General features: G+C 72.6%; 11 protein-coding genes. 5 read left to right on the top strand and 6 right to left on the bottom strand.

All coding sequences use genetic code 11. The features are described 5' to 3' along the window. Window positions 1–17: 17 nt before the first annotated feature. A complete protein-coding gene (locus ABZT87_RS09355; RefSeq protein WP_355134726.1) occupies window positions 18–875 on the top strand; it encodes a helix-turn-helix transcriptional regulator in 858 nt (285 codons plus the stop codon). A gap of 113 nt (window positions 876–988) precedes the next feature. On the opposite strand, the gene ABZT87_RS09350 is transcribed toward ABZT87_RS09355, so the two are convergent. Next, a complete protein-coding gene (locus tag ABZT87_RS09350; protein ID WP_354861409.1) occupies window positions 989–1,282 on the bottom strand; it encodes an antibiotic biosynthesis monooxygenase family protein in 294 nt (97 codons plus the stop codon). Window positions 1,283–1,669: 387 nt separating this feature from the next. Between ABZT87_RS09350 and ABZT87_RS09345 the strand changes: the two genes are divergently transcribed. After that, window positions 1,670–2,668, top strand: coding sequence for a TerC family protein (locus tag ABZT87_RS09345; protein WP_355068201.1), 999 nt, complete (start codon window positions 1,670–1,672; stop codon window positions 2,666–2,668). 37 nt (window positions 2,669–2,705) lie between these two features. Here the strand turns inward: ABZT87_RS09345 and ABZT87_RS09340 are convergent, their stop codons facing one another. Both ABZT87_RS09340 and ABZT87_RS09335 read right to left on the bottom strand, forming a co-directional pair. Next, window positions 2,706–3,623 (bottom strand): NlpC/P60 family protein, encoded by a 918-nt coding sequence (locus ABZT87_RS09340; RefSeq protein ID WP_355134724.1) that lies wholly within the window; start codon window positions 3,621–3,623, stop codon window positions 2,706–2,708. A 59-nt stretch (window positions 3,624–3,682) separates the two neighbouring features. Next, complete coding sequence (locus ABZT87_RS09335; protein ID WP_355134722.1) at window positions 3,683–4,780, bottom strand: dipeptide epimerase; 1,098 nt, start codon at window positions 4,778–4,780, stop codon at window positions 3,683–3,685. 44 nt (window positions 4,781–4,824) lie between these two features. On the opposite strand from ABZT87_RS09335, the gene ABZT87_RS09330 reads away from it, so the two are divergent. Next, a complete protein-coding gene (locus ABZT87_RS09330) occupies window positions 4,825–5,622 on the top strand; it encodes a tyrosine-protein phosphatase (protein WP_355134720.1) in 798 nt (265 codons plus the stop codon). Here ABZT87_RS09330 and ABZT87_RS09325 read toward each other — a convergent pair. From ABZT87_RS09325 to typA, 3 genes are all read right to left on the bottom strand, one after another. After that, entirely contained in the window at window positions 5,591–6,292 is a 702-nt protein-coding gene (locus tag ABZT87_RS09325) for a lysoplasmalogenase (RefSeq protein ID WP_355134718.1), read from the bottom strand. The genes ABZT87_RS09330 and ABZT87_RS09325 overlap by 32 nt on opposite strands. Window positions 6,293–6,347: 55 nt before the next feature. Further along, the gene (locus ABZT87_RS09320) at window positions 6,348–7,199 is read right to left on the bottom strand and encodes a serine hydrolase (RefSeq protein ID WP_355134716.1); all 852 of its coding nucleotides are present in this window, start codon (window positions 7,197–7,199) and stop codon (window positions 6,348–6,350) included. Window positions 7,200–7,312: 113 nt separating this feature from the next. Beyond that, window positions 7,313–9,181 carry a translational GTPase TypA gene (typA, locus tag ABZT87_RS09315; protein ID WP_354861421.1) on the bottom strand — a complete coding sequence of 623 codons (1,869 nt, stop codon included), beginning with the start codon at window positions 9,179–9,181 and terminating at the stop codon, window positions 7,313–7,315. Between the two features lie 132 nt (window positions 9,182–9,313). Between typA and ABZT87_RS09310 the strand changes: the two genes are divergently transcribed. Further along, the gene (locus tag ABZT87_RS09310; RefSeq protein ID WP_355134714.1) at window positions 9,314–10,729 is read left to right on the top strand and encodes a DedA family protein; all 1,416 of its coding nucleotides are present in this window, start codon (window positions 9,314–9,316) and stop codon (window positions 10,727–10,729) included. A 33-nt stretch (window positions 10,730–10,762) separates the two neighbouring features. After that, window positions 10,763–11,647: a lytic transglycosylase domain-containing protein gene (locus ABZT87_RS09305; RefSeq protein WP_355134712.1), complete on the top strand. Its 885-nt coding sequence runs from the start codon at window positions 10,763–10,765 to the stop codon at window positions 11,645–11,647. Window positions 11,648–11,653: the final 6 nt, after the last annotated feature.

Below are 11,653 nucleotides of genomic sequence, written 5' to 3'. Positions count from 1 at the left end.
TCGATGGGGAGGCCGGGATGCCGTTGCCAACAAGTCCTGTCATTCGACGCGCGCGGCTCGGCGCCGAGCTGCGCCAGTTGCGTCGGCGCGAGGCGCTGACCCTGGAGCAGGTCTGCGACCGGCTGGGCTGGGCGTCGACGTCGAAGCTGTCCCGCATCGAGCTGGGGCAGAGCCGTCCGGATCTCGCCGACGTGCTGGACCTGCTCGACATCTACCAGGTGCCGGCGTCGGCCCGCGACGCGCTGATCGTGATCGCGCGGGATGCGGCCACCAGTCGCGGCTGGTGGAAGACGCTCGGCGAGATGAGCGAGCGGCAGCGCATCTACGCCGAGTTGGAGGCGGGCGCGGCCGACATCGTCGAGTACCAGCCGGCGGTCGTGCCGGGGCTGCTGCAGACGCCGGCGTACGCCCGCTCGCGGGTCGCCGCCGGCGTTCTGCTCGCGCCGGAGGTCGACGTGGAGGCGGAGGTGCGCGCCCGGGCGCTGCGGCAGGAGGTGCTGCGCCGGGCCGAGCCGCCGCGCTACACGGCGGTGCTCGCCGAGACGGTGTGCGACCCGGCTGACCTGCCGGTCGAGGTCTGGCGTGAGCAGTTGCGGCACCTGGTGGCGGTGACCGGGTTGGCCCACGTGACGGTGCGACTTCTGCCCCGCGGGGCGGCCGGCAGCGGCCTGCACCCGCTCACCCCGTACTCCTGGTATGCCTTCCCCGACCCGGCGGATCCGCGGACGGTGATGCTGGAGGCGTTGACCACCGACGTCCGGCTGGCGACCGTGCTCGACGTCGACCGGTACGAGCGGATGACGGAGGCGCTGCTGGCGGCCGCCCTGTCACCGGAGGAGACGGTCACCGCGCTGGCCCGCCGCGTCGGCGAGTGAGGGCCGATGCGGTGCCGCCCGCGCGGCCCCCGGACCCGGCGCCCCCGAGCCCGTCGGGGCCGGTGGCCGGCGCGTGCGCAAGGCACGATAACCGCGGGGTACGACAGTTTCCGTCAGGCCGGTACGTCGTGGAAGTGCTCGACCAACGGTGGCCCGGCGAAGTGCGGCCCGATCAGCGCCCGCCATTGGGCGAACCGTTCGGTGTCCCGGAAGTTCTTCTCGTGCGCCTCGACCGAGTCCCACTCGACCAGCAGCACGAACCGGGTCGGGGACTCGATGCCCCGGGTCATCCGCACCGACCGGCAACCGGGCGTCCCGGCGAGCACCGGGTGACCCTGGGCGTACGCGGCGACGAAGGCGTCCTCGTGTCCGGGCAGTACGTCGATCAGCGCGACTTCAAGCACCATGCCGCAAAGCCTCCCACGGGCCAGGAGCGCAGGGGCGTGCGGGTGTAGCGGCGTCCACACACTAGCCTCCTAGGACGCCGGAGGGGGTGTGCCGGTATTCCCGGCGACCCGGGTGCGCGTTCACACCCAATGCCCGGGGTGTGATCACGGCGAGTGGTGGGCAACAATGGTCATCGAGGAGGGGAGTATTCCCCCGCGACGAAGTCGTCAGCACGGACGATCGCCGGCACCTCGGCGTTCGACCCGGCTTCGTCGGTCGCCGTCCCGTTCGCGGGTCGGGGGCGGAAGAGACCTCCGACAGTCACCAGAGTGAGCGACAGCGGCACGCCAGCCCTCATGGGGGCGTACGGTGTGCCCGACGCCGCGTGTCTGCCGGAGGAATGAACGTTGGACGTGTCCGGATTGGTGTGGGCGGGGACCCTCGTCGCACTGACTGCGGTGCTGCTCGTCGACCTGTTGATCATTGGTCGGCGCCCGCACGAGCCGAGCGTGCGCGAGTCGAGTCTCTGGGTCGCCTTCTACGTGGGCCTCGCTCTGCTCTTCGGCGTCGGCGTCTGGCTGACCGCCGGGGCCAGTTCGGCGGGGCAGTTCTACACCGGCTGGCTCACCGAGTACAGCCTCTCGGTGGACAACCTCTTCGTCTTCGTGATCATCATGGCCCGCTTCGGGGTGCCCCGGCAGTACCAGCAGAAGGTGCTGCTCATCGGCATCGTGCTGGCGCTGGTGATGCGCGGTGGCTTCATCGCCGCCGGCGCGGCGTTGATCTCGCAGTTCTCCTGGGTCTTCTACATCTTCGGCGCGTTCCTGATCTACACGGCGGTCAACCTGGCCCGCCAGGGTGAGCCGGACGAGGACGAGTTCTCGGAGAACCTGCTGATCCGGTGGAGCCGCCGGGCGCTGCCGATCTCCAAGGGCTACGACGACGCCAAGCTGATGACCCACGAGAACGGGCGTCGGCTGTTCACGCCGATGCTCATCGTGATGATCGCGATCGGCACCACCGACCTGATCTTCGCGCTGGACTCGATCCCGGCGATCTTCGGCATCACGCAGGAGCCGTACCTGGTCTTCACCGCGAACGTCTTCGCGCTGATGGGCCTGCGGCAGCTCTACTTCCTGCTCGGCGGCCTGCTCGACCGGCTGATCTACCTGAGCTACGGGCTGGCCGTCGTGCTGGGCTTCATCGGCGTCAAGCTGGTGCTGGAGGCGCTGGCCGACAACAACCTGCCGTTCATCAACGGCGGGGAGCACGTCGGGTGGGCGCCGCACATCCCGATCTGGCTGTCCCTGCTGGTCATCCTCGGCACGCTGGGCATCGCCACCATCGCCAGCCTGGTCAAGTCCGCCCGGGACCGGCGCCGCGAGCTGGCCGGGGTCCGGCGCTGAGTCACCGCCGGTCGGGCCCGAAGAGGGGCCCGACCGGTCAGACCCGGTGGACGCCGACGAGGGTGGCGGCCCGATCGGCCGGTAGCTGTTCCTCCAGCACCCGTCGCCGCCGGTAGCAGGCGTGCAGCATCCGCCGGTCCGTCGGGTCGTCGGCGACGGCGGTGACGATGCCGATGTGGTGGATCTTGCGGCCGGGGCGGGCGAAGAAATAGAGGTCGCCGGGGCGTTCCGCGCCGAGGGGCAGCGGGGTCGTGGCGACGGCCTGGTCGTCGGCGTCGCGGGGCAGCAGCACGCCGAACCGGCGCCAGGCCAGGTGGACGAGGCCCGAGCAGTCGATGCCGTACGCGGAGAGCCCGCCCCAGATGTAGGCGACGTCCAGCAGCCGCTGGGCCACCGCGAGCGCGTCGGCGGCGGTGGGCGGCTCAGACGGCACCGGGACGAGCTGCCCGTCGGGCAGCCAGAGCGGCGTGGCCTGGCCGGGGACGTGGACTTCTCGCCAGCCGTCGCGGGCCGGGCCGGCCGGGACGAGGCGCGTGCCGACGACGACGCCCGCCAGCGCCACCGGTCCGCCCGGGGCGGCGTGCAGCCCGGTGACTGTGGCGTCCACGACCAGCGGGTCGCCGCTGACGCTGGGATCCACGGTGGTCAGCTGGTCGGCGGGGAGCCAGCCCGGGTAGCCGCGGGGATCGAGCTTGGCGGCCGGCTGCTCGACGGCGACGACCCGTGCCCAGCCGTCCGGGCGCAGCTCGTCGATCAGCACCCGTTCGCCGAGCAGGAGCTGGCTCAGCACGCAGTCGCCGACCTGCTGGTCGGTGTCCATGCCGCGAACCCAGGTCGGGATGTCGGCGCCGGCGGTGAGCGCGGGACCGTCGACCGGCCGGACCGCCTCGGGGGAGGACCACAGCGTCGCGACGGCGACCCGGACGATGGCCTCGCGGCCCGGTTGCAGCTCCACGTCAACCCCCAGCTCGTGTCGGCTGTTCAGGGGAACCCTATGAAAGAAACCAACGGTCATCAACCGCGGGTCTGCATCTTTACTTCAGCCAGGCCGGAGATGCCCAGGCCAGGCGCATCCGGCAGCACCACGGTCGGCCCCTCGTAGCGGATTCCTCCCTGGACCGGCGACCAGGCCAGCCACCAGGCGGCGTCCAGGTCGGCGACCGCCGTGGTGCCGTACGCGGCGACCAGGCTCGCCGCCGCGCCGATGCCGACCTGACTCTCCATCATCGACCCGACCACCGTGCCGAGCCCGTGCGCGGTGGCCAGCTCCAGCAGGGTGCGCGCCGGTTGCAGGCCGCCGCACTTGGCCAGCTTGACGTTGACCAGGTCGGCGGCCCGGCGACGGATCACCTCGACCAGGTCGCGGACCCCGAAGACCGCCTCGTCGGCCAGGATCGGCACGGACACCCGGTCGCTGACCCAGGCCAGCCCGTCCAGGTCCCAGCGGGCCACCGGCTGCTCGACCAGTTCCACGTCCAGCCCGGCGTCCTCGATGCCACGGATCACCCGGACCGCCTCGCGTGGCGTCCAGCCCTGGTTGGCGTCGAGTCGGATCCGGACCCCGGCGCCGACCGCCGCGCGGACCGCCCGTACCCGGTCCAGGTCGCCGGCCGCGTCCGTGCCGACCTTGAGCTTCAGCACGCCGAAGCCGTCGGCCTGCCGCTGGCGCGCGGCCGCCGCCAGGTCCACCGCGTCGCCCGCGGCGAGGGTGACGTCCGTCGGAACCCGCAGGGTGGTGCCGCCGAGCAACCGCACCAGGGGTACGCCCAGCCGCTGCGCGGCCAGGTCGTGCAGGGCCACGTCCATGGCCGCCTTCGCCGCCTCGTTGCCGACCACCGCGCGCTGCACCTCGGCGCAGCGGGCCACCAGGTCGTCCGGGTCACGTCCGGTGAGCAGCGGGCCGAGCAGTTCGCGTACGCACGCCTGCGCGCCGGCGACCGACGCGCCGGTGACCTGCCACACCTGCGGCGCCTCGCCGAAGCCGGACCGACCGTCGGCATCGACCAGTTCGACGATCAGGGTGTCCACGGTGGTGGTACTTCGCAGCGCGGTGACGAACGGGGTGTGTAAGGGGGCAGAAACCCGGTGGGTGCGTACCGCCGAGATCGTCATGTGGGGCACCCTATACGCAGGCACGCGGCGAGAGGGGACACCGGATGGTCGTGCGGGACTGGGAGCTGGTGGGCGCGCCGAACGCCCGTGACCTGGGCGGGCTGCGCGGCGTCGACGGCCGGAAGGTGCGCGCCGGACGGCTGATCCGCACTCCGGCTCTGGGTCGGCTCACCGACGAGGATCTGCCGGTGCTCGCGAAGCTGGGGCCGGCCTGCGTGCTCGACCTGCGCGCCGCCGCGGAGATCGCACTCGCCCCGACCGATCGGCTGGCGGGCGAGCCGCGGGTCGTGCACCTGCCGGTGCACGACCCGGAGCACCCGGTCTTCACGTACGTCTCGGCGGTGCTGCTCGGCCACGACCTCGACGCGTACGCGGAGCTGGCCCGGCAGGGCACGGCGGGAGCGATGGCCGAGATCTACCGATGGTTCGTCACCGGCGAGTCGGCCCGGGTCAACTTCGGCGCGGCGGTGCGGCTGGCCGCCCAGCCGGAGAACCTGCCGCTGCTCTACCACTGCTCCGCCGGCAAGGACCGCACCGGCTGGCTCACCGTCATCCTGCTCACCGCGCTCGGTGTGGACGAGGCCGCGATCCGCGCCGAGTACCTGCGCAACAACGCGCTGACCGACAGCCTCCGCGCGGTGATCATCGAGGCGATGCGACGCCGGCAGCCCGGCCTGGACGTCGACGCGGTGCTGCCGGTGCTGGAGGTTCGCGCCGAGTACCTCGACGCCGCCTACCAGGAGGTGCGCCGGGTGCACGGCTCGTTCGACGGCTACCTGCGCGACGGGTTGGGGCTGACCGACGAGGTCCTCACGGCGCTGCAGGCGCAACTGCTGGAGTGACCGCCACGCCGGGCGGCACGTCGGCGCGGGCGACCCGCCCGATGACGATCAACGCCTGGCCGGCCGCGTACGTCGCCATCACGAGCACCGGCGCGCCGGGCGGCTGGGCCACGTCGGCCACCCCGGCGGCGATCAGCAGATCGGAGCCGAGGAACAGCGCGGCGCCCACACCGACCCGCCAGCCCTGGGTCACGGCGGTGGTGGCCATCGCCGCCAGCGCGACGGCGTAGCCGGCCACCGGCACGGCCAGCCCGGCCTCGGTCAGCCCCGCCCACATCCAGGCCAGCGCGGCGACGGTCAGCACCGCGTACACCAGCGGCATTGCGACCAGCGGCGGACGACGCAGCCGCGTCGCGGCGCCGTGCCGGGTGAAGGCCACGAGGTAGCAGACGTGGGCGGCGAGGAAGCAGACCATGCCGGCCATGAACCAGCCGGTGCCGGAGGCCAGCAGCGCCACGTCGCCGGCCGTGGAGCAGGCCAACGCGGCGAGCACCAGCCGGTCCGGCCGGGCGCCGCGTTCGGTGGCCGCCCGCCAGAGGTACGCGGCCAGCAGCGGCATCAGCAGCGGCTTGGTGAGCAGCTCGGCCACTGGACTGTCGACGGCGTTGGCCACCAGGTTCGCCGCCGTCACGACCAGGAAGACGACGAGCAGGGTACGGCTGCGAGGCATCAGCGGCTCCGAGGTGGGGGTGGCAGCAGCCTAGCCGGATCGGCGGGCGCCGGCCTCAGAGCCGGTGGCGGGCGGCCCAGACCTGCGCCGAGACGTGCGCGATCAGGCGGCAGGCGTCGTCGACGACCCCCTCGTCGCTGTCGGCCAGGTCGGTGGTGGTGCACACGGCGATGACGTACGGCGGGGCGTCGTCGGGCAGCACCACGCCGACGCTGTGGCGCACGCCGCGCACCCAGCCGTTCTTGAGCGCGACGCGGGTGCCCTCGGGCAGGCCGGCGGCCAGGTCCTCGCGGTGCTCCTGGGCGAGCAGCACGTCCAGCATGGCGGCGCAGCCGGCCGGCGAGGCGAGGCGGCCGGGAGTCGTGGCGCCGCTGGCCAGCGCGCCCAGCAGGGCGGCCAGGTCGGCGGCGGTGACGGTGTTGGTGATGCCGGCCTCGCGGGCGGCGAAGTCCTCGATGCCCCGGCCGGTGACGCTGTTGCGGGCGCCGGCGAGCCTCCACACCTCGGCCACCGCGGGCAACCCGACGTGCCCGATGACCAGGTTGGTGGCCAGGTTGCTGGACCGCACGATCATCCGCTCGGCGAGCCAGCGCAGGGGCGCGGTGCCGCCGAGCCGGTCCCACACGGCGTCGTCGTTGTCGTAGTGCTGGGCGCAGGAGAAGCGGGGCGCGCCGGGTTGAGCCGAGTCGAACTCGTTGACCACCGGGACGTCGGCGTCCAGCTCCAGCGTGCCGGCCTCGGCGGCGCGGTGCAGCGCGGTCAGCACCCCCACCTTCATGGTGCTGGCGGCGTAGTGGCCGGCGTCGGCGTGGCGGGTCCAGGTCGGGGGCGCGTCGAGTCGACAGACGTACGCCGAGACGGTGCCCGGCACCCTTTCCAGATGGGCGTCGAGATCATCCCAGGTCATGCCGGTGACCGTAGCTGATCACGGGGCGGGCGGGCCCGCGTACCCCCGCCGGAAAGCGGACGGGCGCGCCGGCCGCAAGCGGCCGACGCGCCCGGTGCCGGGTGCTGGTGTCCTCAGCCGGCGTGCTTGCGGCGGGCGGCGGCCCGACCGCGCTGCTGCTGGTCGAGCACCACCTTGCGGATGCGCACCGCGGTCGGGGTGACCTCGACGCACTCGTCCTCGCGGCAGAACTCCAGCGCCTGCTCCAGCGAGAGCTTGCGCGGCGGGATCAGCTTCTCGGTCTCGTCGGAGGTCGAGGCCCGCATGTTGGTGAGCTTCTTCTCCTTGGTGATGTTGACGTCCATGTCGTCGGAGCGCGAGTTCTCCCCGACGATCATGCCCTCGTACACCTCGGTGGTCGGGTCGACGAAGAGCTGGCCGCGCTCCTGCAGGTTGATCATCGCGAAGGCGGTGACCGCGCCGGCCCGGTCGGCGACCAGCGAACCGTTGTTGCGGGTGCGCAGCTCGCCGAACCACGGCTCGTACGACTCGAAGACGTGGTGCAGGATGCCGGTGCCCCGGGTGTCGGTGAGGAACTCGGTGCGGAAGCCGATCAGGCCGCGCGCCGGGACCAGCCACTCCATCCGGATCCAGCCGGTGCCGTGGTTGACCAGCTGCTCCATCCGGCCCTTACGGGTCGCGAGGAGCTGGGTGATCGCGCCCAGGTACTCCTCGGGCGCGTCGATGGTCAACCGCTCGACCGGCTCGCAGGTCCTGCCGTCGATCTCCTTGGTGACGACCTGCGGCTTGCCGACGGTCAGCTCGTAGCTCTCCCGGCGCATCTGCTCGACCAGGATGGCCAGCGCCAGCTCACCACGGCCCTGCACCTCCCAGGCGTCCGGCCGCTCGGTGGGCAGCACCCGCAGCGACACGTTGCCGACCAGCTCCTTGTCGAGCCGGTCCTTGACCATCCGCGCGGTGACCTTGGAGCCCTTGACCCGGCCCACCAGCGGTGACGTGTTGGTGCCGATCGTCATCGAGATGGCCGGCTCGTCGACGGTGATCAGCGGCAGCGCGACCGGGTTCTCCGCGTCGGCGAGGGTCTCGCCGATCATGATGTCGGAGATGCCGGCGACCGCGATGATGTCGCCCGGACCGGCCGTCTCGGCCGGCTTGCGCTCCAGGCCCTCGGTCATCAGCATCTCGGAGATGCGGACCCGCTGGGTGCTGCCGTCGGTGCGGCACCAGGCCACCGTCTGGCCCTTGCTGATCGTGCCCTGGCGGACCCGGCACAGCGCCAGCCGGCCGAGGAACGGCGAGGCGTCGAGGTTGGTGACGTGCGCCTGCAGCGGAGCGCCATCCTCGTACGCGGGGGCCGGGATGGTGTCCAGCAGGGTGCGGAACAGCGGCTCCAGGGAGGTGCTGTCGTCGGGCACCGAACCGTCGGCGGGCTGGGTCAGCGAGGCGACGCCGTCGCGGGCGCACGCGTAGACGATCGGGAAGTCGATCTGCTCCTCGTCGGCGTCCAGGTCGAGGAAGAGCTCGTAGGTGTCGTCCACGACCTCCTTGATCCGGGCGTCGGGGCGGTCGACCTTGTTGATCACCAGGATGATCGGCATCCGGGCCTGCAGCGCCTTACGCAGCACGAAGCGGGTCTGCGGCAGCGGGCCCTCGCTGGCGTCCACCAGCAGCACCACGCCGTCGACCATGGTGAGGCCGCGCTCGACCTCGCCACCGAAGTCGGCGTGGCCGGGGGTGTCGATGATGTTGATGGTGACCGGGTCGGAGCCGTCCGCCGGCAGGTAGCGCACACCGGTGTTCTTGGCCAGGATCGTGATGCCCTTTTCCCGCTCCAGGTCACCCGAGTCCATCACCCGCTCGGTGTTCTCGCCCCGGGCGCCGTACGCCCCGGCCTGCCGCAACATGGCGTCGACCAGGGTGGTCTTGCCGTGGTCGACGTGAGCGATGATGGCGACGTTGCGGAGGTCGGTGCGAAGCTGCATACCCTCTATCCTTCCGCCTGCGCGCGCGCAGGCTGCGTCGGGGTCACCCCCAGGTGCCCCTGATCTATGGTGAAACTGCTGTCCCGGTCGTTGCACCGGCTGGCATGCTGGCTCCCGGTCCCGGGGGCCTGAGTGCACGACCTGCTGACCTGGGTGCAAGGTCTGCCCACCCTGTGGATCTACCTGGTCGCCGCGCTGATCGTGGCGGGCGAGACCGCGGTGATCTTCGGCCTGCTGGTGCCGGGTGAGGCTACCCTGCTGCTCGTCGGCTTCCTCACCTACAACGGTACCTTGCGGCTCGGACCGGCGTTGCTCGCGATGATCGTCTCGGCGTTCGTGGGCGATGCGCTGGCCTTCCGCGCCGGGCGGCGCTTCGGCCCGAAGCTGCGTGCCGGGCTGGGCCACCGGGTCGGGCCCGAGCGGTGGCGCCGGGCCGACGCGATGCTCGCCCGGCTGGGCGGCCGGGGCGTGTTCGCGGCGCGCTGGGTGGCCTTCGCCCGCACCCTGGTGCCCCGGCTGGCGGGGTCCGCCGGCATGTCGTACCGGCGGTTCGCGCCGTGGAACGTGGCCGGCATCGTCACCTGGGTCGGCTGCTCGGTGCTGCTCGGCCACCTCGCCGGTGAGTCGTACGACACGGTCTCCCGGCTGCTCGGCCGGGCCACCGGCGCCGCACTGGCGTTGCTGGCGGGGCTGCTGGGGGTGGTGCTCTCCGGGCGGTGGCTCGGCCGCAACCCCGACCCGGTACGCGCGCTGCTGTCCCGGGCCGCCGCGCTGCCGCCGGTGCGCTGGCTCAGCGCCCGCTACGGGGTGCTGTTCTTCCTGGTGGCCATGCGGATCGGGCCGGCCTGGACGCTGCTGCTCAACCTGGCCGCCGGGCTGCTGCTGCTCTTCGCCGCCGGGCTGGCCATCGCCGGCCTGCTCGCCGTCGTGGTGCGCAACAGCGGGCTGGCGGCGCTGGACGGGGCGATCGGTGCCTGGTTCACCGCCCGCCGGACCCCGGACGCCGCCGACGCCACCCTGGTCGTGGTGTCGTTGGTACGCGGGTGGGTGCTGATCGTGTTGGTGGCGCTGGTGGCGGCGGTGCTGGCGTGGCGGAACCGCCCCTGGCGCGCGGATCTGCTCAGTGTGGTCGGCACCGTGGGCGCGTTCGTGCCGCTTGTGGTGCTGGCCGTGGTGGCCGAGTTGACGCCGACGCCCGGTGGCGGTCCAGGTGGGCACGAGGCCGTCCCCTTCTCGACCCAGAACGCCGTGGTCGCGGCGAGCCTGTGCACCCTGGCGTGGCTGGTGTCGCGCAGCGCCCACTGGCCGGTGGCGGTGGCCGCGTGGACGGCCGCCGCCGCGGGCGTGCTCGGGGTCGGCGCCGCACGGCTCTACCTCGGCCTGGACACGGCGAGCGGCACTGCCGCGGCGGTGCTGCTCGGGGTGCTGTGGACTGTGGTGTTCATGGTCGCCTGGGCCACCAGGGACCGGGCGGTGGGCCACCGGGCGCAGCCGGCCGACCCGGCCCGGCCGCCGCAGGGGCCCCGTCGTCCGGTCGAACCTTGCTAATCTGCGGCGACTGTCAGACGGGGGAGGACCACCATGCGTGAACGGACCGGTCGGGTGGGCGCACTCGTGCTCGCCGGGCTCCTGCTCGCCGGCGGGGCGGTCGGCTGCGCCGGTAAGGGGGAACGCCCGCAGGACCAGGCCGCCCCCGTCTCGGTTACCGAAGCGCCGACGGAGGAGACCCCGATCGACGAGGCCGCTGGCGAGCCGAGCCCCTCGCCGAGCGCGGTGGCGGCGATGGGTGCCGCCCCGAGCCGCAGCGCCTCGGCCTCCCCGACGCCCTCGAAGAAGCCGACCCGTACGACGGCGGCCCCGAAGCCGCGCGCGGTCGCCAAGCCGCCCACCGAGACGCAGGTCCCGCCGGCGCCGCCGAAGCCCGCCCCCTCGTCCTGCAAGCCCAGCTACAAGGGCACCCAGGCGAGCCGCGCCGACGTGAAGGCGGCGCTGACCGATGCCGCCAGCCGCACGTACTGGCCCGGCTCCGCACCGGAGCTCAAGATCCCGCTCAACCTGGTCAAGGCGACCGCCTGGCAGGAGAGCGGCTGGCAGTCCAACATCTACGCCTGCGACGGTGGCGTCGGGCTGATGCAGGTGATGCCGGGCACCGCCACCTGGATGAACCAGCGGTTCGAGCAGAGCTACGACATCGCCGACTACCGGGACAACGCGTACCTGGGTGCCAACTACCTGGCCTGGCTGACCAAGTACATCGGCGACATGTACTTCGAGTCCGACTTCCGACTCGACGCGGACCTGTGCACCGCCGAACTCGACTCCTGCCTGCTCAACGCCGTCATCTCCGCGTACAACTACGGGCACGGGGCGGTGGCGCAGGAGGGCGAGCCCCTCGCCATCCCCAATCCGTCGTATGTGCGCAACGTGCGGGCGTTGATGACCGAGTGCGTCTGCCTGGGGTACTGAACACGT

This window comes from Micromonospora sp. NPDC005237 (genome assembly GCF_040607775.1).
Classification (GTDB): Bacteria; Actinomycetota; Actinomycetes; order Mycobacteriales; family Micromonosporaceae; genus Micromonospora.
The sequence above is the reverse complement of the archived record's forward strand: the minus strand, read 5'-3'. Positions and strand labels throughout refer to the sequence as shown.

Bases quoted from the DNA above. Each gene is read 5' to 3' on its own strand.
- ABZT87_RS09355 (WP_355134726.1), top strand. From the start codon at position 18: ATGCCGTTGCCAACAAGTCCTGTCATTCGACGCGCGCGGCTCGGCGCC.
- ABZT87_RS09350 (WP_354861409.1), bottom strand. From the start codon at position 1,282: ATGGTGCTTGAAGTCGCGCTGATCGACGTACTGCCCGGACACGAGGAC.
- ABZT87_RS09335 (WP_355134722.1), bottom strand. From the start codon at position 4,780: ATGACGATCTCGGCGGTACGCACCCACCGGGTTTCTGCCCCCTTACAC.
- ABZT87_RS09330 (WP_355134720.1), top strand. From the start codon at position 4,825: ATGGTCGTGCGGGACTGGGAGCTGGTGGGCGCGCCGAACGCCCGTGAC.
- ABZT87_RS09325 (WP_355134718.1), bottom strand. From the start codon at position 6,292: ATGCCTCGCAGCCGTACCCTGCTCGTCGTCTTCCTGGTCGTGACGGCG.
- ABZT87_RS09320 (WP_355134716.1), bottom strand. From the start codon at position 7,199: ATGACCTGGGATGATCTCGACGCCCATCTGGAAAGGGTGCCGGGCACC.
- typA (WP_354861421.1), bottom strand. From the start codon at position 9,181: ATGCAGCTTCGCACCGACCTCCGCAACGTCGCCATCATCGCTCACGTC.
- ABZT87_RS09305 (WP_355134712.1), top strand. From the start codon at position 10,763: ATGCGTGAACGGACCGGTCGGGTGGGCGCACTCGTGCTCGCCGGGCTC.